The organism is Paenibacillus lutimineralis, assembly GCF_003991425.1.
Taxonomy (GTDB): domain Bacteria; phylum Bacillota; class Bacilli; order Paenibacillales; family Paenibacillaceae; genus Fontibacillus; species Fontibacillus lutimineralis.
Map to the genome: position 1 here is coordinate 3,945,490 of NZ_CP034346.1, position 23,063 is coordinate 3,968,552.

Sequence of the window (23,063 nt, forward strand, 5' to 3'; positions counted from 1 at the left end):
AAGTGCGTAACATGGCTAATGCAAAAAATAAAAAAATGACACCTGCGCAGCAAAAGTACCAGCGTCTAGCTTCGTCCATGGAGCCTAAACGCCCGGTGCTCAAGAACTGTCTGCGTGCTTTCTTGGTCGGTGGAATCATCTGCTTGCTCGGCGAGTGCATTCGCCAGGCATTTATCGCTTTTGGAGGATTCGACGAGAAGTCGGCCTCCAATCCAACGGTCGCGGTCCTCGTTCTGATCGCCGTTATTCTGACATCCATGGGCGTCTATGACAAAATCGCACAATGGGCCGGGGCTGGCACCGCTGTGCCAGTCACCGGATTTGCCAACTCAATGACCTCGGCAGCACTTGAACATCGCGCAGAAGGAATAGTTCTCGGGGTTGGTGCCGGCATGTTCAAGCTTGCAGGTTCCGTCATCGTATTCGGTACCTTTGCCGCGTTCATCATTGGTTTATTCTATGCCATCTTCATTCCTGATTTTGCTGGAGGAGGTCACTAATCATGTTACAGGGCCATCAAAGCTGGGTGTTCGAGAATAAGCCAGCCATTATAAGTAGCGCCACAATCGTCGGGCCTTTCGAAGGACAGGGGCCTCTGGCTAATGACTTCGATACGATCCATGCCGATCTGTACCTAGGGCAAGAGAGTTGGGAAAAAGCGGAGAAAACTTTGCTTGAAGAGTCTGCCAGCAAAGCCATTGAGAAGGCTGGGCTTACGAAGGAGCAAATTCAGTTCTACTTCGGCGGCGATTTGATGAACCAAATTATTAGCAGTAGCTTCGCAGCTCGGACGCTCAACATCCCTTATCTGGGTGTATTTGGCGCCTGCTCCACATCGATGGAGAGTCTTGCCTTGGCTGCATATATTGTGAACTACAACGGTGCCAAGCATGCACTTGCCGGAACCTGCAGCCACAATGCCAGTGTGGAGAAGCAGTTCAGATATCCAACTGAATACGGCTCGCAGAAGCCGCCAACCGCGCAATATACAGTCACCGGCTCGGGATCAGCTGTGCTGTCGCTGGAAGGTAGCGGTCCAAAAGTTACGTCGGCGACGATTGGCCGCGTTATCGATATGGGAATCACTGACCCCTTTAATATGGGCGCAGCGATGGCACCGGCGGCGGTCGACACCATCCAGGCTCACTTCCGCGATATGCAGATTGAGCCCTCCTATTATGATCTGATCGTCACTGGCGACCTATCTAAAGTTGGCTATGAGATCGCCAAAGAACTGTTCAAGCGCCACAACTTCCCAATCGATCAGACGAACTATCAGGACTGCGGAATGATGATCTATAACTATGACAAGCAGAATGTACAGGCAGGGGCGAGCGGCTGTGCCTGCTCCGCTGTTGTGACTTACGGCCATCTGCTGAACCGTATGAAGCGCGGAGAGCTGAAGCGATTGCTTGTCGTTGCTACCGGCGCTCTCCTCTCCCCCCTATCCTACCAGCAAGGGGAGAGCATTCCATGTATCGCTCATGCTGTAGCGATCGAAAGTAATTAATTCAAACCTTCAGAAGTCTCCCCGCAAATTAATAAAGGGTCTCGCTGATCTGTACGATCAGGCGAGACCCTTGTCTATTAATAACTGATGATTAATCTACGATTTCTGCAGTATCGCCATTCTTGGCGCCAGCAGCATTCGCTTCATCCGTATCGATATGCATATCAAGTGCGAAGGAATCCGATACACGCGCGATAACATTTTCCATAATCATACCGCGTTCTCCACCAAAGCGAACCTTCAGCAATTCTTTATCCTTGATGCCCCATTTCTCAGCATCGGAAGTATGGAAGTGGATATGACGGGCTGCTACGATTACGCCTTGCTCTAGCTCAACTTCGCCAGCAGGACCCACTACTTTAATACCAGGTGTTCCATCAATCTTACCAGATTCACGAACTGGAGCCTTAACGCCGATTGCGAAGGAATCCGTACGGGAAATTTCCAATTGGGATGCTGGACGAGCAGGTCCCAGAATACGAACTTTGTCAAACTGGCCTTTCGGTCCAACGACAGCTACTGTCTCGTTAGACGCGAATTGTCCTGGTTGGGACAACGGCTTGAATTCAGTAAGCTGATAACCTTGTCCAAACAAAGCTTCAATATGCTCTTGAGTTAAGTGAATATGACGTGCTGATACGCCGACAGGTACAGTCTTGCTCATTTTGTAAACACTCCTCGTTTTTTCTCTATCACGGGTGTGACGTTTCTATATCGCCCCCTATTATACACCTTTTTCACGTAAAAAGAAAAAGATGTCCGTAAAATACGAACATCTTTTTGCCAATTATCTGAATTCTGCAACAAGATTGTCAAACTCAGTCTCGCTTAATGCCAGCGACTGATTCACAAGCGGCTCTGGCTTAAAGCCATGAACCAGATCCTCATAGCACTTCTTATTTTTGTTCTGATAGATCAGACCAGTGATCATGCTGCCTGTATCCATCAACGTTGTCATTGCCAGCGTGCGGTTGCTAGGATCATAATCCGGCATTGTGTCGAGATTTGTAATATGTTCTTTGAACCAATCGTATGTGTTCACCTTGTTAAAGGTTACGCACGGGCTGAATACGTTGATTAACGAGAAGCCTTCATGCTGGATACCTTGTTCGATCAAGGAAGTCAGTTGCTTCAGATCGCTGGAGAATGATTGAGCCACAAAAGTCGCCCCGGCCGAAATCGCCAGCTCGAGTGGAGAAAGCGTCGATTCAATCGAGCCTTCCGGTGTACTCTTCGTCTTGAAGCCCTCACTACTACGCGGTGAAGTTTGCCCCTTCGTCAGACCATAAATTTGGTTATCCATAACAATGTAAGTCATATTAATATTCCTTCGGATCGCATGGATCGTATGCCCGATACCGATCGCGAAGCCATCACCGTCACCGCCGGAAGCGATAACCGTTAGATCACGGTTAGCCAGCTTCACGCCTTGTGCGATGGGAAGTGCACGGCCATGAATGCCGTGGAGACCATACGCGTTAATGTAACCAGAGATCCGTCCGGAACAGCCGATTCCTGAGATTACAGCCAAACTTTCCGGTTCGAGTCCCACATTCGCTGCAGCGCGCTGAATCGCGGCCTGCACTGAAAAATCTCCACAACCTGGACACCAGTTAGGTTTGATATTGTTACGGAACTCCTTAAAGGTTGCCATTTTGTACCAACTCCTCGTGCGGTTTATAGCCGGCGGCCTTTGCGCATTCTTCGAATACTTCCGAAGGCAAGAACGGACTGCCATCATATTTCAATGCATTCAGAATTTTATCATGGTTGCCGCAATGCAGCTTCATCAGGTTCGCCAATTGACCTGTCGCATTATTCTCAAATACGAGAACTTTCTTCGCCTTCTGAATTTCCGGAAGGATTAATTCCGTAGGGAATGGATGCATTTGGCGTACCGTCATATGGTTCGATGTCACTCCTTCACCATTCAGGCGAAGACGAGCTTGATCGATTGTTCCACCTGTTGAGCCCATGCCTACGATCAGAAGATCGGGCTCGGCATGTGGGGAATGCAGATGAATCGGGTTCGTAATCTGCATTTCGTCCAGCTTGCGCAGACGTTTATCCATCATTTTCTTCCGGTTGACCGTCGACTCCGATGGACGTCCGGCTTCATCATGCTCTACACCAGTAACATGGTGAATGCCATTCTTCTCACCAGGCAACACCCGAGGAGAAATACCATTGTCCGTAACCGCATAACGGTTGAACATACTCTTATCTTCACGTTCCGGAATATCCTTCACGATATAACCGCGTTCGATTTGAATCTTGTTATAATCAAGCATTTCACAGGACTGCTTGCCCAAGGATAGTTGCAGGTCAGTAGCCACGATAACCGGAACCTGATACTTTTCGGCCAGATTGAACGCTTCAACGGTATCATAGAAGCATTCCTCGATTGAGCTCGGTGCAATGACGATCTTCGGAATTTCGCCATGCGTTCCGTAGATCAAGGCATTGATATCGCTCTGCTCCTGCTTTGTTGGAAGCCCGGTACTAGGGCCGCCGCGCTGCGTATCGACGATAACGACCGGCGTCTCGGTCATACCAGCAAGTCCGATCGCTTCCATCATCAGCGACAAGCCTGGGCCCGCTGAAGCAGTCATAGAGCGTACACCAGCATAGTTCGAACCGATAGCCATCGTAATGGCCGCGATTTCATCCTCTGTCTGAACGACAGTACCGCCAAACTTAGGCAATTTCTTAATCAAATATTCCATAATTTCAGAAGCCGGTGTAATCGGATAAGCACTCATGATTCGGCAGCCTGCCGTAAGCGCACCGAGCCCGATCGCATCGTTACCGATCATGAACAACTTCTGCTTACCGTCAGCGGGTTCCAGCTTGAAGTTATCAAGAGGTCCCCCGGCGAGCTCCAGTACAAAATCGGCACCGCGTTTCACCGCTTCGATATTTTTGTCCACAATAGCTTGACCCTTACGGCCAAATTCCTCTTCAACCGCTTTGTTGAATACTTCAAGCGGTAGCCCCAAGAGGGCCCAAGAAGCGCCTGAAGCAACCATATTCTTCATGAGCGAAGTGCCCAGTTCCTCAGCAATGCTCGTAATTGGAACAGGGAATAGCTTCACATCGATTCCTTCAGGAACAGACGGATTAAACTTGGCATCTGCAACAATGACTCCACCGCTGCATAGCTCATGCGCATTCAAATCGATACTTTCTTGGTCAAAAGCGACTAAGATGTCCAAGTCGTCGGAAATAGCTCGAATCGGCTTGGTACTAATCCGGATTTTGTTGTTCGTATGACCACCTTTAATACGCGAGGAAAAATGACGGTATCCGTACAAATAATACCCAAGTCTATTCAAGGCTGTCGAAAAAATCCGGTCCGTACTTTCAACCCCTTCGCCTTGCTGTCCACCGATCTTCCAAGACAATTGACTAATCAAGATCGCCCACCCCTTTAATCGTATCGCACTATAAAAGATATAAAATTAAAATAATAATAGCCCTCTCAGAACGCAGATGTGTTAACTGTCACAATTTTCTGCAACACTTGTGAACATTCTGTTTCAGAGTCATGTCAATTTTATGTCGAAGTCATATAAAAAGCAAGCGTTTTCCACCCTTTTTCATATAGTTGTTTTCGATCATAACGATCTCGTAATTGGATTAATTAAAGCGCTTACTTACCCTGTGGTAGCCACATTCGCAAAAATTCCAGTGCATTGCCGGACATCCAGCCCTTTACAAGCTCTTCTGGATAGTGTTTGAGAAGGGTCTCAACCCATTTGTAGTAATCCCCTGCATGCCGTAAATCATCGATATGGGTATCAATTCCGTCGAAATCGGAGCCGAACATAATATGCTTTTCGCCGCCAAGCTGGCAAATATGATCGAGATGCGGTAGAAGATCCTCACTGTGTACCACCGTGCTATCTTTTACAAACCAAGGCACAAATGTCACACCAATCCGACCGCCGCTATCTATTATCGCTCTGATTTGTTCATCATGCAAATTCCGAGCATGGGCGCAAATATGATAGGCATTAGAATGAGAGGCGATAAAAGGACGCTTCGCACTCTCAGACAGCTCTATTAGCTCCCAGAAGCCCTTTTGAGATAAATGAGATACATCTAGTGTAATTCCTAGTTCATGGCAGGCCTGCACCAGCTCAAGCCCCTTACGAGTGAAGCCGCCATTCCGCAGCTCCATCACACCATCCGCAGCCCAATTCGCATAATTCCAGGTAATGCCGAGAAAGCGCACTCCCCGTTCATAACAGAGCCGTAAATAGAACAAATCTCCCTCCAGGCCATCCGCTCCTTCAATAGAGAGCATGCCGGCCTTCTCTCCTGAGGCTATAACACGTTCCAAATCCGCAGTATTTCTAATGAGCCCGATACCTTCGGATGCAATGCGCTCCTGATATAGGTCAAGCTGCTCCATGATATGTTCAATGCCCGGCGGGCCTAATTTCTCCGACAGGAAAATAGCAAAGCATTGCAGCTGTACCTCTCCTTGCTTCATACGCTCTAAATTAACATCAAGCCCATTATCACATTTGAAGTCCAGACTACGGTCCAGCTGTATTTTGCTAAGCACGTCACAATGGAAGTCAACAATTTTCAATACGTCCCCCTCCTTCATCGCTCTATTTTCCAGTATATTTTAGATCTTACTTATTAATATTCATTTCTAATCCAAAAAGCAAAAAAACCTGTCTACTCATGAGTAAACAGGTTCACCTACATCTCTAATAGACCTTATCTAGGTTCAACTATGAGCTTGATCGCTGTACGATCCTCACCATCAATCACAATATCCGTAAAAGCCGGAATGCATATCAGATCTACGCCGCTTGGTGCAACGAATCCCCGGGCTATGGCTACCGCCTTGATGGCCTGGTTAAGTGCACCCGCTCCAATAGCCTGAAGTTCAGCAGCACCACGCTCTCTTAGAACTCCAGCTAGAGCACCGGCAACGGAGTTGGGATTGGATTTTGCTGAAACTTTTAATACTTCCATGGTAAGTACCTCCCTGGGAATAATGGTTTGACTCCACTACTTAGAAGATATTCGTGAGTAGCAAAATAATTCCTTCTTTTTTGGGAGGTGCCTTAGAGGTAGTACAAAAAGTCCGCTTTTGATAAGAAAACCGATCTTTTTGAGCTCCACTTATAGCGGTATCTCTTGTCAGCTATTCCATGAACCATTCATCCTCAAGCATTCTTATTTTCTCGATCTTTTTCGCTTTGCCGGTGGCCTCGTCGATCTCGACGAACACAGCGTGGAAATGCCATTTTCCTTCACATACCTGGAATCGGACCGGCAACTGCGTCGTGAACTTGCGAATAACCGCCGAACGCTCCATACCAAGCACCCCTTCACGTGATCCAACCATGCCGGAATCCGTCAAATAAGCGGTACCCTGCGGCAAAATAATATCGTCATTGCTCTGCACATGCGTATGTGTACCTACGACGAAGGAAGCTCTACCGTCTAAATACCAGCCCATAGCAATCTTCTCCGATGTCGCTTCGGCGTGGAAATCAACCATAATGCATTTATGCTTCTTAGACAACTCAGCAATAATATCATCCGCAGCTCGGAACGGATCATCGATCGCCGGTAGGAACGTGCGGCCCATCAGGTTGACCACAGCCAGTTCCTTGCCATTCCCCTTAATGACGGTATGACCAATCCCAGGTGTCCCTGGCGGGAAGTTAGCCGGACGAATCATCCGCGGCTCACGGTCAATAAAGTCGAATATCTCCTTGTTATCCCAAGTATGATTACCCATCGTCAAGCCGTGAATGCCTTGATCAAAAAATTCCTTAGCAATCTTCTCCGTAATTCCGCGCCCAGATGCCGCATTCTCCCCATTCGCGATAATAACATGAGGGTTATATTTAGATTTTAAGCGAGGAAGTGATTCCCGCACTGCTTTCCGACCTGTACTGCCAACAATATCTCCTATAAATAAAAGTTTAATGATGTCTCTCCTCCATTCCTTACACCGCTGTTTCTTAGTAGAACCTCTAACGAAACTAGATATCGCTATTCAGCCCATAATGGGCTCTGGAAATTTTAACGAAACTGGGTATCGTTATTTGGCCCAAATCGGGCTCCTGGAATTTTTAACGAAACTGGGTATCGCTATTTTTGCAAATGAGTGGTTAAAAGCAGGGATTTCTCCTGAATAACGATATGACGTATCGTTAGATTTTTTTTGCCACTGTTTTCAAGGAAATAACGATCTGTAATTTCGTTAGAAATTTCATAGACCTATCTATACATCGTGGCCACTCATCCATGAGTGCTGATGAGAAGTTTGCTTAACGAAAGTGGGCCGATTGAACTTCTATATAGAGCTTTCAATGAAAAAGCGGCCCACGAGGGGCCACTTCATCAGCATAACCTTTACTTCGCATATTCAACCGCTCTCGTCTCACGAATGACCGTAACCTTGATGTGACCCGGATAATCCAGTTCACTCTCAATCTTCTTCGTAATGTCACGAGCCAGACGGAACGCTTCGGCATCATCGATCTTCTCAGGCTGCACCATAACACGAACCTCGCGGCCTGCCTGAATTGCGAACGACTTCTCCACACCTTCGAACGATTCTGAGATCTCTTCCAGTTTCTCCAAACGACGGATATAGGTTTCCAACGTTTCACGCCGAGCGCCAGGTCTAGCTGCCGACAATGCATCGGCCGCACCAACCAGCATAGCGATAACCGAAGTAGCTTCACAATCTCCGTGGTGGGAAGCGATACTGTTGATAACAACCGGATGTTCCTTATACTTCTTCGCCAGTTCCACGCCGATTTCGACATGAGATCCTTCCACTTCATGATCCAGCGCTTTCCCGATGTCATGCAACAATCCGGCACGTTTGGCGAGCGCAATATCCTCGCCTAACTCGGCGGCCATAAGCCCGGCCAAGTAAGCTACTTCCATCGAGTGCTTCAGCACGTTCTGACCATAGCTTGTCCGGAACTTGAGACGACCCAAAATCTTGATTAAATCCGGGTGCAGCGCGTGAACACCAACCTCAAATGTCGCTTGTTCACCGTATTCACGAATTCTTTCGTCCACTTCACGACGTGATTTCTCAACCATCTCTTCGATCCGTGCTGGGTGAATTCGTCCGTCAGCTACCAGTTTCTCCAGCGCTGTGCGGGCAATTTCACGACGGATTGGATCAAAGCCTGACAGGATGACCGCTTCCGGCGTATCATCGATAATCAAGTCAATACCGGTCAACGTCTCCAGTGCTCTGATGTTACGGCCTTCACGTCCGATAATCCGACCCTTCATCTCTTCATTCGGAAGAGCAACTACCGAGACAGTCGTCTCAGCAACGTGATCAGCAGCGCAACGCTGAATCGCTAGCGTAATGATTTCACGTGATTTCTTATCGGCCTCTTCCTTCGCCTGCAACTCAATGTCTTTAATCATTTGAGCCGTTTCATGGCGAACTTCCTGCTCGACATTATTAAGAATGATCGTGCGGGCGTCTTCCATGCTCAAATTGGAAATACGCTCAAGTTCCTGAACCTGACTCTTATAGAGCAGGTCGATCTGTTGCTGGGTTTCTTCAATTCTCTTCTCTTTGCCAGCTACTTGTTCTTCTTTACGTTCCAGTGATTCAATTTTTTTATCCAGCGACTCTTCTTTTTGCAACAATCGTCTTTCTTGTCGTTGAATTTCATTCCGACGTTCACGAATGTCTTTATCAGCCTCGGTTCTCAGTTTATGAATTTCGTCTTTAGCTTCCAGAACCGTTTCCTTTTTCAGTGCTTCTGCGTCTTTTTTTGCACTTTCCAAAATTTGACTTGCAGCTTGTTCCGCACTGGAAATTTTAGCCTCTGCAAGAGATTTGCGAATAAAATATCCGATCCCGAACCCAAAGAATAAAGCGGCGACGGCAACGAGAATGATCCAGATTGATGTGGGCATCTGTTCACCTCCCCGCTGTTTCCTCCAAGGCATTCCCTGGGATGCTTGTTAGTTTTCATTTTTCATTCATCATCATACAAAGAATCGATTTCTTGCCGATTCAGACAGGCTATCACGCCAAATCAGCATGAATATTCCGTTAAAATGCCGGAATCTTGGCCCCATGATTGCGAATAGAATCTAGTTAGATCCATCATTTGGAAGGAATAAGGATCCACATGATATAGATTCATGACCATTTTATTATTTAATGAAAGAAATTGTCAAGCAAAGGACATGATTGTACAATCTTTGTCTCTCTATACCACTATGAATCTATAAGTCTTCCCACTCATCCCTGTCTTCTATACCATCTTTTTGAATCAGCTCACGGAGTACCTTACCAGCGAGCTGGCCGGAGAAGCCCCTCCGCATCAAGAATGCGCCTATCTTACGCTTCTTGTCCGCCGTCTCTCCGGACGTAGTCCGCCATTTACGCTGCGCGAGCTGCATGGCGCTGTCATACTCATCGTCTTCACTGACCTGCCCAAGTGCCTCTTCAATCAGAGGCTTGGAAATGCCCTTCTGACGAAGTTCATATCTGATCCATGCCTTACCCTTCCCACGACTGCGAAGACGTTGTCCTGCCCATTCCTGGGCGTATGCGGCGTCATTAATCCAACGCTCCTGGATCAACCGTTCGATCACTTCACTAATCGTCTCCTCGCTCCACCCCTTCTCCTTAAGTCGAGTAGCGATTTCAAAGGAAGTCCGCGGTTTGCGGCTGAGATACTTCAATGCTTCTCCATATCCCCGTTGCCGTTCGTCGGCAATAACGATCTCTTCCAATTCATGTTTGGTAAATACGGCGCCCTTCATCATGCGATACTTGACCATAACATCTTCATGCACTTCCACCTGGAAAGGGCCGAAGTAAATGCGATATCGGAATTTTGGCGATTTCAGCAACTGCACCGATGTAATGGTCAGCTCTTCATCCTCAGGGAAAACAGACAGATCATTGCCCTCTGCTTCCACCGGGCTTGCCGCTCCCCGTTCCTGCTCTTCATCCTTATATGAACGGCGATTCTCCCATGAGCCGGGATCAGAAATGTCGATAATTTCGTCCTTCTCACTATCCTTGCCCGCTCCTGTATACGGTTTGGATCTATGCTTCCCAAATCGTTGCTCCACCAGGTTTACGCTCCTTTATTAGACAAGAGCGCCCTGTCCGAACCAGTTATTACTGGCGGCAGAGCGCTCCCAAATCATTATTATTCTTCTTCGAAAAGTGCCTGCTCTTCTTTAGCATCTTTCTCTTGATCGCTCTCAGACGGTGGTGCGACTGTAGTCGTCAGGTTGCTGTTCTCGCGGATCTTCTGCTCAATCGTATTTGAAATCTCCGGATGCTCTTTCAAATACTGCTTCGCATTCTCACGTCCCTGACCGAGTCGCTCGCCAGCGAAAGAGTACCAAGCGCCGCTCTTATCAACAATATCCTGCTCAACGCCGATATCGATAATGCTGCCTTCCTTGGAGATCCCTTCACCATACATAATATCAATCTCAGCCTGTTTGAACGGCGGAGCTACCTTATTCTTCACAACTTTGATTCGAGTCCGGTTACCGACCATATCATTACCCATCTTGATCGTCTCTACCCGGCGAACATCAAGCCGAACTGTCGAGTAGAACTTGAGTGCTCGTCCACCTGGAGTTGTCTCCGGATTACCGAACATTACGCCCACTTTCTCACGAAGCTGGTTAATGAAGATGGCAATCGTCTTGGATTTACTGATTGCACCTGACAATTTACGTAGTGCCTGGGACATCAGACGAGCCTGCAAGCCGACATGAGAGTCACCCATCTCCCCTTCGATCTCAGCCTTAGGTACCAATGCTGCTACAGAGTCTATAACAATAACGTCTACCGCACCGCTACGAACAAGCGCTTCGGCGATTTCCAGTGCCTGCTCACCTGTGTCCGGCTGGGACAATAGTAACTCATCAATATTTACACCTAGCTTGCTTGCATAAGAAGGGTCAAGCGCATGTTCCGCATCGATAAATGCAGCTTGTCCACCGATCTTCTGAACTTCCGCAATTGCATGCAAAGCTACCGTCGTCTTACCAGAAGATTCCGGTCCGTATACTTCAATAATTCTTCCACGAGGCAACCCCCCGGTTCCAAGCGCGATATCCAATGCTATCGATCCACTGGGTACAATTTCCACCTGCATATGTGTGGATTCTCCCAACTTCATGATCGAACCTTTTCCGAATTGTTTTTCTATTTGACGAAGCGCCATTTCCAGCGCAGCACGGCGGTCTGACAATCAGCTCACATCCTTCTCATTGATTAGAAATTTACACAAATTTGATTAAAAACAAATTAGTTAAATAAGAAAGTCGATTTCTTTTATACAACAATTGTACCTTGTTTTGAAACGTTTGCCAAGCATTTTTTCGAACATACATTCGGTATCTCAACCCACCCAAACCCTCCCTTACCGTAAGGGAGGGCTCCAAAGGGCCTGCCGCCCTCTGGACTCCTGCAAACTGGACTAACGGGTAGGATAGGCTTAGGCGCTCCCTAGCCGCTCTCCCCTTTGGGGAGAGCTCTACTTTGGCACGTGGAACGCTTTTCCCCCTTCGGGTACGTCTTACTTTTGGATCTACTTAGTTGCCTTGGCTGGGGAGTTCTGCTGCTTTCGGCGCACCCGGGTATGCTGCCTGCGATCAGCGCTTTCCTCCCTACGGGCACTCTTTACTTTTCCAGCTCCTGCTCTTGGGTGCTATGTTGGAGTGCTAATGGCGCTCTCCCTTCGGGAATCGCTCTACTTCGGCGCTGTGCGGTACTCCATTGTGTTGTTCGTGGCTTCGCCTCACTCACTTCCTTGAATACGCTTATGAGTTACTACGAGAACTTGATCGACGCTCTCCCTTCGGGAATCGCTCTCCTTGGGCGGCGTGCGTTGCTACCATAGTGGCGATCGCGGCTTCGCTTATCTCACTTTCTTGAATATGCTTATGAGTTACTACGAGAGCTTGGCCGACGCTCTCCCTTCGGGAATCGCTCTACTTCGGCGCTATGCAGTACTTCCATTGCAATTGAATACACTTATGAGTTACTGCGAGAACTTGACCGGCGCTCTCCCTTTGGGAATCGGCTCTACTTTGGGCGGTGTGCGGTACTCCAAAACACTAATTAGCTGGCATAGACATAAAAAGATGCAAATATCCAGGCTTTTTATTCGAAAATGCCCTGTTCAAAATAAATTCCTGCAAAAATGCAGGCTTTTCGTCTGTTTTTCCTGTAATGGAGCTGGAATTGGGAAAATAACTGCATTAATGCAGGCTTTCCTTATTCCGTTGGGCTGAACGGTGTAAATAACTGCATTTTTGCAGTTTTTTCCGACTGTAACTACCTGCACCTAATGGACGTACCCGGTTCATTTCTCTGTCCTAACCCAAACCAAACCAATATTACTTATGTCAATGTGCTACATTCGCCACATCTTTAACGATCACCTTCGTTCTCCACTCAGCCCAGCAGCGATCTAAAGCCTCCTCTCCCCTTAATAATCACGCAAAAAAAGAACCGTAGCAGCAACTTGAAGCAAGTTTGGCTACGGTTCTTCCGTAATTCGATTATATCCAATATTTAGGAATCGGGCAATGTTTATTTGCCGGCTTGGTTCTCGTTCCGTTTAAGCTGCTTCCAGAGATGGTAGAGAACCGTCTTGGTGGAGCGCAGGCGGATGGTGTTGCGGTTGCCTTTAAGATGGAGTTCGTGCACCTCGGTATCGCCATCGCGGCGAGAGATCGCGATATAGACCAGACCTACCGGCTTGCGCTCGGAATAGGCGGGGCCAGCTACACCGGTAACGGCGAGGCCGAAATCGGTATCCACGATCATCCGTACTTGTTCGGCTAGCACCTTCGCTGTCTCAGCGCTAACGGCTCCGGGCGCGTTCTCGCCCTCTAACAGATCATGAGGTACGTTAAGCAGCTTCTCTTTCATTGCATTGGAATAGCAGACGATACCGCCGAGGAAGACAGTGGCGCTGCCAGGGATCGTCGTGATCGTCTGCATCAGCATGCCTCCTGTGCAGCTCTCCGCACAACTAACGGTAAGGCCCTGCTCCGTCATCATATCAACGATGGTCTTCTCGATCGGCACATCCTCATTCGCATAGAAATGCTCCGACAAGCGAGAAGCAATCTGCTCCTCCATCACATCCAGTTTGCTCGAAGCCGCGCTCTGGCTGTTCGCCTTCGTCGAGATGCGAATCGTAACTTCGCTCTCCTTGGCATAAGGAGCTATGGTAGGATCGGTTTGACTCTCGATCAGATCAAGCAGCTTCGTCTCCAGCGCTGATTCACCGATACCAGCGAATTTGAGCATCCGTGAATAGATCGGAGATTCATTCGTCAACACATGCTGCATAATCCAAGGTTTAACCTGTTGTTTGAACATCGGCTTCATCTCGTTAGGCGGCCCAGGTAGTAAAATATAAGATTTCCCGCCCTCAGCGATGGCATTTCCGACAGCAAGACCCGTTTCATTGGCCAGCGGAGTTGCTCCGTCTATGGACAGAGCCTGCCTACGATTATTTTCCGTCATCGGTACGTTCCGGTCCTTGAAGAACCGTTCTATATTATCCATTGCCATCCGGTCGATATGTAATGATCTGTCCAGCACTTCGGCCACTACATCCTTCGTTAGATCATCCTGAGTGGGACCGAGACCCCCAGTAAAGATCAATACGTCCGCCCGCCCTGCGGCTAGCTGAATCGCTTGCTTAAGCCGGGATGTATTATCGCCCACTACTGTCTGGAAATAGACATCAATCCCTAGCGAGGCCAGCTCCTGAGACAAATATTGGGCATTGGAATTGACGATTTGTCCCAGCAACAGTTCCGTTCCTACGGCAACAATTTCCGCTTTCATTCAAGTCATTTCTCCCTTTTAGAGATTGTTCAAAGAGTACTTGAACACATAGCTATAACTAAGCTACGTTCTCGATGTTGTATCTTTCTCCAATTGGATAAGAGGTATTATAACCCCAACAACGTTTCCATTAACGATCACATTTTTGAGAAGTTCAGTACATGCTTGTTCTTGACAAAATAATCAACTCCGGAATACACCGTAATGATTGTCGCAAGCCAAATCATAATGTCCGCAAACGGAAATCCGATCCATTCAAACGGGAAATTGTTAAGCAGCAAGGCAGAGATTGCAATAATCTGCGTAATTGTCTTCGCTTTACCCCAATTGCTGGCAGCAATCACCGAACCTTCTAGCAAAGCGATCTCACGCAAACCCGTGACTGCGAACTCACGGCTGATAATAATAACGACCACCCATCCGTTCACCTTATCGAGGGCTACGAGCGATATTAACGCAGCCGCTACAAGCAGCTTGTCAGCAAGAGGATCAAGTAGCTTACCAAGATTAGTGACGAGATTGCGTTTACGAGCAATATGACCATCGATACCATCTGTGCTCGCGGCAATAATGAACAGAATTGCGGCAATCAGATGATTCACAGACAGTGAATAGCTCCCCAGAGTCAATTCATGAGACCACCACTCAAAATCGAACAGCAAGAACACTAACATCAGCGGAATCATGAAAATACGCGCTAAAGTGATACGATTGGGCAGATTCAAAGTACACCCTCCCCGGACATATCATATTCATATGCATGAGTAATCCGTACTGGAATAATCTCACCAATATCGACTTTGCAATTCGAGACATAGACATCTCCGTCAATTTCCGGTGCGTCATACTGTGATCGGCCGACAAACACGTCACTGCGTCCATCATAGCTCTCGATCAATACGTCCAGCACCTGTCCAACATATTTTCCGTTGTTCTCATTGGACACCTGACGCTGAATTTCCATAAGCGTATTCGCCCGCCACTCCTTGACTTCCTCGTCGATTTGGTTCGGTAGACGTGAAGCAGGAGTATCGTCCTCCTTGGAGTAAGTAAAGACGCCTAGGCGATCAAATTTAATCTCTCTAACAAAATCGCATAACCGTTCAAAATCTTCTTCCGTCTCCCCTGGAAAGCCTACGATCAACGAAGTACGCAGTGCCACGCCTGGAATTCGCGAGCGGATCTTGGCGATTAACTCACGTGTATCACGATTTCGGCCCGGTCTCCGCATACGCTTCAATACTGTATCCTCACTATGCTGCAGCGGCATGTCGATGTATTTGCAGACCTTAGGATTAGATGCCATCATCTCGATTAGTTCATCCGTGAAGAAGCCCGGATACGCATAATGCAGTCTGACCCATTCAATGCCTGGTACCTCACTCACCTTATTGATCAGTTCCGCCAACTTATACTCTCCATCGTATAGGTCGGTCCCGTAGTTCGTCGAGTCCTGGGCAATCAAGCTGATCTCCTTCACTCCCTGAGCCGCAAGCGCAGTAACTTCCGCAATAACAGACTCTATAGAGCGGCTGCGGAATGCTCCACGCATAATTGGAATGCTGCAGAAGGTACAGTTATTGTCACAGCCTTCCGCGATCTTCACATAGGTTGTATATTTCTCCGTCGATAGCTTACGGGGCAAAATCTCCTCGTAATTAAATACAGGATTCCCGACAAACGCCGGTTTCTTACCTCCTAATGCTTCATCGACGATCTGATTAATGTTATAAAAGTCGCCAGTACCAACGATCCCATCAATCTCCGGCATCTCTTCCATCAATGTCTGTTTATAGCGCTGAGTTAAGCAGCCCGATACGATAAGCGCCTTCAGCTTGCCTGTCTCCTTCAGTTCCGCCAAATCTAGAATCGTATTCACTGACTCCTCTTTGGCGGCATCAATAAATCCGCAAGTATTTACGATAATAACGGTTGCTTCTTCCGCCTGCTCTACAAGCGAATATCCGCGCTGATCAATCAGACCAGACATAATCTCGGAGTCAACCATATTTTTCTCGCAGCCTAATGTAACGATCTTCACCTTTTCAGTCATCATGCTATGAGCCCTCCATTTTACAGCCATAATACCCTGTATAAGTATAATATTTCGTGAATACCGCTGTCAAAAACATGAAAAAGTCTCACGTCGCGGCTTGGCCGCTACGAGAGACCGCATGTCATGAACTACCGAAGACACACTAATAGTTCTACTTACTTCAGATTCGTAAACTGTAGATCGACAGTAAGTTCCGCTTTGCGAAGCATTTGGATCACTTGCTGTAGATCATCTCTGCTCTTGCCGGTTACGCGGATTTGATCCCCTTGAATTTGACTTTTCACTTTCAACTTCGAGTCGCGGATCAAGACATTAATCTTCTTCGCATTCTCCTGATCGATCCCTTGCTTCAACTTGATCCGTTGACGGACAGTGCCGAGGGAGGCAGGTTCGACCTTGCCATAATCCAGATTCTTGATCGGTAATCCGCGCTTGATCATCTTCGATTGCAGAATATCTATGACTGCACCGAGCTTGTACTCATCATCGGAAATAACGACTAGTATATCCTTCTCTACCTTAAGTTCACTCTTGCTACCTTTGAAGTCAAACCGATTCGCAATTTCACGCTCCGTTTGGTCAATGGCATTGGATAGTTCCTGCATGTCCATTTTGGAGACAATATCAAAAGAGCTTTCTGAAGCCATCTTTCACATTCCTTTCTATATAAGGGCGTTCAACAAAATTACCATTGAACACACTATAATCCTACGTATCCTAATTATATGTAATAAATTTAGCAAAGTCGAGTATTAAGCCCATTCACAATAAAAAACAGGTGCGACTGAACCATACGCTCAGCCTGCACCTGCTACATTTATTATTGACCCGCTACCGCTCCGTCAGTACCTACATTGGAACTATTAGCGCTATTATTTGCACTATTCGAATCCGAAGTAGTATCAACTTTACCCAGATTCAATTGAATTTTAGAAGTATTCTTGCCGTCCTCAACGACTTGTCCTCCAACCGTAATCGTCGTATTCGGGGAGGCCCCAGACTTGATGAATAGCCCTTCTTCGCCAAGATCATAGTTCAGTACTTCACCATCTTGCATCGTCTGGTAGTAGAGCTTCTCACCACGCTTATCAACCTTGCGTACTTCAACCCAACTGCTGCCTTTAGCTGTAATAACGACTTTCACCGGTTCGCTGCCCACAGGCTGTACCTTGAACTTCGTCGTGCTTCCTTCCTTGCCGTCAGGAGCTACGACAATTTCTTTGTTAGTCGTATCCGTATCATTAGGATCCGTTGTATTTGTATCCGTTGCACTTCCATTGTCAGGAGTCCCAGTCTGATCATCCGTACCGGCATTCGTATTTTTCGCGCCATCTTGATCAGTTCCTGCATTAGAATTCGGCTTTGTATTATTTTGCGGATTTTCCGAATTGTTAGTAATCGCAGTTGGATCAGGCTCATTGGTCTTTGCCTCATTCGACTGACTCCATACTGTGAAATACAAATAAATTACGATCACAATCAGCGCAAAGAAAGACCACATTAAAGCAGTCGTAAGCCACTTCGAATTGCGTTCAGTGCTTTGTCTGCTGCGACGCTTCTGAAGCACAGGTTCCATGGTTGTGTCTGGCACCGCTTCTGGCACATTCTGTTTGTGTTCGGCCAGAAGTTCATCTGCGTTAATCCCTACTGCTTCCGCATATGTTTTGATAAATGCCCGGACATAAAAACTCCCCGGTAAAACCTTATAGTCTCCCGCCTCGATGGCTTCCAAGTATCGTTTGCGAATCTTTGTTATTTCCTGAACGTCATCCAATGATAGGCCCATAGATAGACGAGCTTCTTTTAACTGTTGTCCCAAATCCGACACGACCATCACCTCCTGATATTATTTATACTCCCTCTTCTATCACACCAATTGACATTACACTGTCAATATAAGCCCCGTATCTAATCATTATTTTTAATCCTCTGGATATTGTGTAGCAAACGTATCTTTAACGATTTGTTCCTCCGGATTGTTACGCAATTCGATAATAATGTCAAAATCGTCATAACTATAATCTGTATGCTCTATAAATACATCCGGATGCTCAATCACCTTCGTTGAAGGCATCTCCATAATTTGTTTGATTAGCTGATTGTGCTTCTCATTTGATCGCATCGTGCTTATAATTCCATCTATAATAAATACGTGCTGTGAATTATTTTCTTCTTCAGAAAGCTGTGTTCGTATCGTCTGCCGCAGCAGTGTGGAAGATACGAACGTCCATCGCTTCATTGCACAGACGCTTCCAGCAATGATCGATTCCGTCTTGCCCACACGGGGCATTCCTTTGAGTCCAATCATTTGATGGCCATCCTTCTTAAGCACTTCACCTAGAAAGTCCACCAAAAGGCCTAACTCATCACGGCTGAATCGAAATGTCTTCAGATCATCTGAATCCCGCTCAATATAACGACCATGTCGAACCGCTAGCAAATCAACCAGTCGAGGGCTGCGGAGGGCGGTCACGGTTATACTGTCTACTTTAGCCAGCATTTTACCAATCTGCTCAATCTTCTCATCTTCATCGCTTTCCAGCAGCAATCCGCGCGTATCTCCTTCTACCCCGTTAATGGTCAAAATATTGACTTCCAGCATCCCGAGCATTGAAGCAATATCACCTAACAAGCCCGGGCGGTTCTTATGTATTCTATACTCCAAATACCACTGTCTTTGACCCATTAAACATACACCTTCTTATATTCCTTACAAACTACTCTTTTTCGACAAAATCGATCAAATGTCCTGCCTTTCGAACATAAATTGATACTTTTTCGCCGAAAGATATAAAACAATACGTGTCTAATAATAAAGAAAAAAATTTTGAAAGGCAAGTAGTTGTAAAAAATGGGAGAAAAGCCCCCAGATTTCGGGAGCTTTTCAGGCAAGTCTATGCGTTTTTCTTCGCCAATTTGACCATCAGACGAGCGATTGCCTTGCGCTCCGATTCATCCCCAACATCCCAGAGCTCTTTCAGAGCACGGTTGGAATCATTTTGCGGATCAACCTTGTCCTCCAGAAATCCCCCAATCTCATAAGCAAGATTGGCGATGGCGTCCTCGCTAAAGCCTGCCTTCTCCGCATGTTTTACACGCTCACCCAGGAACTTCTTCCATGTATCAAAATTTTTGAGTACTGTTGACAAATTAATTCCTCCTTGATGTCGGTAAATTATAATCAACAGTCGTAATATTCGTTATTCTCTGCTCATTTATTCACGAGACAGTGCAGCCTATTTCAGGTAACCCAGCCTCCGTTAGGACTAATGATCTGACCTGTAATATAGCTTGATTCCGGCAACGCCAGAAAATAAACCAGGGAAGATATCTCCTCCGGTGCAGCGAGTCTGCCAACCGGAATATCCTCCTCCAATTGTTTCAGCTCTTCGGCATCAAAACGGTCCATCATATCCGTCTTTACGGCACCCGGAGCGACTGCATTCACGGTTACACCGGAAGGAGCCACTTCCTTAGCCAAGGCTTTCGTAAAGGCGTTAACGCCACCTTTGGCTGCGGAATAGACGACCTCGCAGGAGCCACCAGAGATTCCCCAGACGGATGATACATTAATAATTCGCCCGAAACGCTGCGATATCATGTAAGGCATAAAGGCCTGGCTTAGCAGAAAGACACTTTTCAAATTGACATCCATAATCTCGTCCCATTCAGACTCCTCGACATCCGTCAGTAGTCCGTAATGGGAAATTCCCGCATTATTTACGAGGATATCTGGGTACAATCCGTAGCCCGCCAGCCTCTCCTTCATCCGTTCAATCTCAGTCTTACTGCGCAAATCTGCAGATATGGTATGTACCTTTGCTCCCATCTCCATACATTGTCTGGCTACTTCATTCGCTCTTTCATGCGAATTCAAATAGTGAATCACTACATTCATTCCTACCGCCGCGAACCGGAGCGCGATTTGCGCTCCTATTCCTCGGCTGGCTCCCGTAACGAGAACCGTCATATCCCCGATGTTCTTCTCGCTCCCATGCTGTATTGTCATATTACGGGCTCACCACTAGTGATACAGCTAATTGATTCCAGTCAATATGCTCACGCAGACGCCCATTCACATCATCCAGCGTCAATGATTCATAAATCGGCAGTACTTTGAACAAGTCCCCGCCCCGGAAGTTATATCTAGTAAATTCATGGGCGATATTCTCCGGATAGTTAAGCATCCGCAAGTAACCACCGATCTTCTTGTTCTTGGCCCGCTCAAAATCCTCTGCCCGGAATCCGCTTGACTTGACTGCCTCGATCTCGTTCTTGATGACTTCCAGTAATTGATCAGGATCTTTCGTATCCCCACCAATCGCCGAGAAACAGTAATTTGGATTACTGTTATATTCATAAGAGAAGCCGTCGGAAATCAAATCCATATCATACAGCTTCTGATAAAGCTTCGTACTCGATCCAAGCAGCAGATCCATTGCCAGCTTTGTCGTCAAATCCCGGCGTAACAGATCTTCTCCTGATCGTCCAAGTTGCGTCTCCTTGAAGCCGAATAGACATTTCGGTAGCGATACCGGCAGCTTGGAAACTTTACGAGCCTGGTGTACAACAGTTGGTTCCTGGTCAAACAAACGTTCAATCGCACCCTGAGGCTTGTAATCCTTGGCTGCCTGATTGTCCCGAACCATTTGGAAGACCGCTTCAGGATCCACCCCACCCACGACGAACAGCAGCATATTGCTTGGATGGTAGAAGGCATTATAACAAGTATATAACGTCTCCTTCGTAATCGTGGCGATCGATTCTACGGTTCCAGCAATATCAATGCGTACTGGATGAACCGCATACATCGCCTCGATTAAGCCGAAATAGACCCTCCAATCCGGATTATCGCCATACATACCGATTTCCTGGCCGATAATTCCTTTTTCCTTCTCCACATTCTGATCCGTAAAATAAGGATGCTGTACAAAGTTCACAAGCGTCTCCAGATTGGCCATGATGTTCTCGGTAGCTGAAAATAGATATACTGTCTGGTCAAAGCTTGTAAAGGCGTTAGCCGAAGCCCCCTGCATAGCAAATTTAGTGAAAATATCGCCTTCTGGCTCCTCGAACATTTTATGCTCAAGAAAATGGGCTATGCCGTCCGGCACAGATATTTCCGGCTCGCCTTCTACCTTGAAATGATTATCAATCGAACCGTACTTCGTGGAGAAAGTAGCGTAAGTCTTTTGGAATCCGGGCTTGGGAAGAACATAAACCTGCAAACCGTTGCTCATCGTCTCGTGATATAAGGTCTCCTGTAATCGATCATAAGTGATAGCTTCCACAGGTTATCCCTCCTTCTGCCCTGTCAAAAAGTATATCGTGTCAAGGCGAACCGTATTGGCTGCTTCAACAACATCAGCGGGCTGTACCTGTTCTACCTCGCTTAACAATTGCTCCACCGGACGGTCCTTGCCAGATAGTATCCGGTTGAAATCATAGGCGATCATTTCGAACGCTGAATCCTGCATTTCCAGCAGACTGTTGCGGATCATCGCCTTGGTTTGTGTCATTTCCATCTCGCTGATCTCGCCGACTTGTAGGCTAGCTAATTGAGCCTTGATAATATCTAACGCTTTTTCATAGTTAGCAATCTCAATGCCGGATTGAATTCCGATCATACCTTTGTGACCATCAAACCTCGAAGCAGCATAGTAAGCAAGACTTTCCTTCTCACGCACATTCACGAACAGCTTGGAATGCGGGTAGCTGCCGAGGATTCCATTATATAGCAATGCAGCAGCATATCGTTCATCCCCATATGTGATATCCGTGCGAAGTCCAAGATTAAGTTTACCCTGGTTCACATCTAGCTTCTCGGTAACTGTCCGAGGTTCGCTATTGGATAGCTTAACTTGCTCCGGCTTATAACCCGGGGAGGCGGTACGATTCAATTGGAAATGACGAGTCACCAACTCTTCAACCTCAGCCAGTGTCGTATCTCCAACAACATATAGATCAAGGCTTGTGTTCTTCAGCCATTCTTGATAAGCACTATACAACGATTCAGGTGTAACTTGTTCAAGATCGCTGCGCTCGCCAAGAGGATGCAAGCGATAGCTGTCGTTACGGAACATCTCCTCGATACAGCGTTCAGCGGCATAACGCATTTTGTCGTTGATGATAGCCTCAAGCTTCTTGCGCACATTCTCGCGTTCCGAAGCAACGTATGACGACCGGAAAGCATTCGACTCAGTGACGGGTTTCGTCACGACTTCACCAAGAAATTCAAAGCTCTGCGACAAGAGCAATTGCTCGCTCTGTACAAACGAATCATTTATTGTATCCATCCGAAACTGAACGATCTGATAACTACCACGCTTGTAGACATCAAAACCGAATCCCGCGCCATACAAGCGTTCCAACTGCTCTCTGAACTGGGTCGTCTCCGGATAGGAAGCGGTACCGCGCCGGAGCACAAACGGAGTTAGAGCTGTCGCAGTAACCGTCTCTCTGGCAAGCGGAATACCTGCATAGAGCGACACTGCAAACGTCTTGAATCTGGTAGTCGGCATCACATGAATCCGAATTTGACCCACGCTGCCCCGTTCAAAAATCATCTTGTTCAAGACCAAAACTCCTTTACAAAAGACTTAAAATGCAAATCAGCATGTTAAAAAACA

Annotated in this window: 22 protein-coding genes; 3 read left to right on the plus strand and 19 right to left on the minus strand. The window is 47.0% G+C overall.

The window, feature by feature from the left end; all coding sequences use genetic code 11:
• The first annotated feature begins 11 nt into the window (after positions 1–11).
• Positions 12–500: a stage V sporulation protein AC gene (gene spoVAC / locus EI981_RS17385; RefSeq protein WP_127000254.1), complete on the plus strand. Its 489-nt coding sequence runs from the start codon at positions 12–14 to the stop codon at positions 498–500.
• 2 nt (positions 501–502) lie between these two features.
• On the plus strand, positions 503–1,510 hold the full coding sequence (gene spoVAD / locus EI981_RS17390) for a stage V sporulation protein AD (protein ID WP_127000256.1): 1,008 nt from the start codon (positions 503–505) through the stop codon (positions 1,508–1,510).
• A 91-nt stretch (positions 1,511–1,601) separates the two neighbouring features.
• Here the strand turns inward: spoVAD and pduL are convergent, their stop codons facing one another.
• The 9 genes from pduL to recA all read right to left on the minus strand — a co-directional run bounded on the left by pduL (position 1,602) and on the right by recA (position 11,760).
• The gene (pduL, locus tag EI981_RS17395) at positions 1,602–2,174 is read right to left on the minus strand and encodes a phosphate propanoyltransferase (RefSeq protein WP_127000258.1); all 573 of its coding nucleotides are present in this window, start codon (positions 2,172–2,174) and stop codon (positions 1,602–1,604) included.
• A 123-nt stretch (positions 2,175–2,297) separates the two neighbouring features.
• Positions 2,298–3,164 carry a 2-oxoacid:ferredoxin oxidoreductase subunit beta gene (locus EI981_RS17400; protein WP_127000260.1) on the minus strand — a complete coding sequence of 289 codons (867 nt, stop codon included), beginning with the start codon at positions 3,162–3,164 and terminating at the stop codon, positions 2,298–2,300.
• Positions 3,151–4,926 (minus strand): 2-oxoacid:acceptor oxidoreductase subunit alpha, encoded by a 1,776-nt coding sequence (locus tag EI981_RS17405; RefSeq protein WP_127000262.1) that lies wholly within the window; start codon positions 4,924–4,926, stop codon positions 3,151–3,153. The genes EI981_RS17400 and EI981_RS17405 overlap by 14 nt, the downstream gene beginning before the upstream one ends.
• Positions 4,927–5,162: 236 nt before the next feature.
• A complete protein-coding gene (locus EI981_RS17410) occupies positions 5,163–6,110 on the minus strand; it encodes a dipeptidase (RefSeq protein WP_335926192.1) in 948 nt (315 codons plus the stop codon).
• A gap of 134 nt (positions 6,111–6,244) precedes the next feature.
• Positions 6,245–6,505: a stage V sporulation protein S gene (locus EI981_RS17415; RefSeq protein WP_006286829.1), complete on the minus strand. Its 261-nt coding sequence runs from the start codon at positions 6,503–6,505 to the stop codon at positions 6,245–6,247.
• A 172-nt stretch (positions 6,506–6,677) separates the two neighbouring features.
• Entirely contained in the window at positions 6,678–7,472 is a 795-nt protein-coding gene (locus tag EI981_RS17420; RefSeq protein WP_127000266.1) for a TIGR00282 family metallophosphoesterase, read from the minus strand.
• A gap of 428 nt (positions 7,473–7,900) precedes the next feature.
• On the minus strand, positions 7,901–9,445 hold the full coding sequence (rny, locus tag EI981_RS17425) for a ribonuclease Y (protein WP_127000268.1): 1,545 nt from the start codon (positions 9,443–9,445) through the stop codon (positions 7,901–7,903).
• Positions 9,446–9,760: 315 nt separating this feature from the next.
• Positions 9,761–10,618, minus strand: coding sequence for a regulatory protein RecX (locus EI981_RS17430; protein ID WP_227011486.1), 858 nt, complete (start codon positions 10,616–10,618; stop codon positions 9,761–9,763).
• 80 nt (positions 10,619–10,698) lie between these two features.
• Positions 10,699–11,760, minus strand: coding sequence for a recombinase RecA (gene recA, locus EI981_RS17435; RefSeq protein WP_127000270.1), 1,062 nt, complete (start codon positions 11,758–11,760; stop codon positions 10,699–10,701).
• A 333-nt stretch (positions 11,761–12,093) separates the two neighbouring features.
• Here recA and EI981_RS29065 point away from each other — a divergent pair, with 333 nt between their 5' ends.
• On the plus strand, positions 12,094–12,411 hold the full coding sequence (locus tag EI981_RS29065; protein WP_162616207.1) for a hypothetical protein: 318 nt from the start codon (positions 12,094–12,096) through the stop codon (positions 12,409–12,411).
• Positions 12,412–13,106: 695 nt separating this feature from the next.
• Here the strand turns inward: EI981_RS29065 and EI981_RS17440 are convergent.
• From EI981_RS17440 to yfmF, 10 genes are all read right to left on the minus strand, one after another.
• Positions 13,107–14,378, minus strand: a complete 1,272-nt coding sequence (locus EI981_RS17440; RefSeq protein WP_127000272.1) for a competence/damage-inducible protein A — start codon at positions 14,376–14,378, stop codon at positions 13,107–13,109.
• Between the two features lie 137 nt (positions 14,379–14,515).
• Positions 14,516–15,103 carry a CDP-diacylglycerol--glycerol-3-phosphate 3-phosphatidyltransferase gene (gene pgsA / locus EI981_RS17445; protein ID WP_127000274.1) on the minus strand — a complete coding sequence of 196 codons (588 nt, stop codon included), beginning with the start codon at positions 15,101–15,103 and terminating at the stop codon, positions 14,516–14,518.
• A complete protein-coding gene (rimO, locus tag EI981_RS17450; RefSeq protein ID WP_127004801.1) occupies positions 15,100–16,431 on the minus strand; it encodes a 30S ribosomal protein S12 methylthiotransferase RimO in 1,332 nt (443 codons plus the stop codon). Before rimO ends, pgsA begins: the two co-directional genes overlap by 4 nt.
• A 158-nt stretch (positions 16,432–16,589) precedes the next feature.
• Positions 16,590–17,081, minus strand: a complete 492-nt coding sequence (locus EI981_RS17455) for a YajQ family cyclic di-GMP-binding protein (RefSeq protein ID WP_127000276.1) — start codon at positions 17,079–17,081, stop codon at positions 16,590–16,592.
• Positions 17,082–17,254: 173 nt separating this feature from the next.
• Positions 17,255–18,262 carry a RodZ domain-containing protein gene (locus EI981_RS17460; RefSeq protein WP_127000278.1) on the minus strand — a complete coding sequence of 336 codons (1,008 nt, stop codon included), beginning with the start codon at positions 18,260–18,262 and terminating at the stop codon, positions 17,255–17,257.
• A gap of 93 nt (positions 18,263–18,355) precedes the next feature.
• Entirely contained in the window at positions 18,356–19,120 is a 765-nt protein-coding gene (locus tag EI981_RS17465) for a DUF3388 domain-containing protein (RefSeq protein ID WP_127000280.1), read from the minus strand.
• A 208-nt stretch (positions 19,121–19,328) separates the two neighbouring features.
• Positions 19,329–19,583 (minus strand): DUF3243 domain-containing protein, encoded by a 255-nt coding sequence (locus tag EI981_RS17470; RefSeq protein WP_127000282.1) that lies wholly within the window; start codon positions 19,581–19,583, stop codon positions 19,329–19,331.
• Positions 19,584–19,675: 92 nt separating this feature from the next.
• Complete coding sequence (ymfI, locus tag EI981_RS17475) at positions 19,676–20,443, minus strand: elongation factor P 5-aminopentanone reductase (RefSeq protein WP_127000284.1); 768 nt, start codon at positions 20,441–20,443, stop codon at positions 19,676–19,678.
• A gap of 1 nt (position 20,444) precedes the next feature.
• On the minus strand, positions 20,445–21,725 hold the full coding sequence (gene yfmH / locus EI981_RS17480) for an EF-P 5-aminopentanol modification-associated protein YfmH (protein WP_127000286.1): 1,281 nt from the start codon (positions 21,723–21,725) through the stop codon (positions 20,445–20,447).
• A 3-nt stretch (positions 21,726–21,728) separates the two neighbouring features.
• The gene (gene yfmF / locus EI981_RS17485) at positions 21,729–23,009 is read right to left on the minus strand and encodes an EF-P 5-aminopentanol modification-associated protein YfmF (protein ID WP_127000288.1); all 1,281 of its coding nucleotides are present in this window, start codon (positions 23,007–23,009) and stop codon (positions 21,729–21,731) included.
• Positions 23,010–23,063 lie beyond the last annotated feature (54 nt).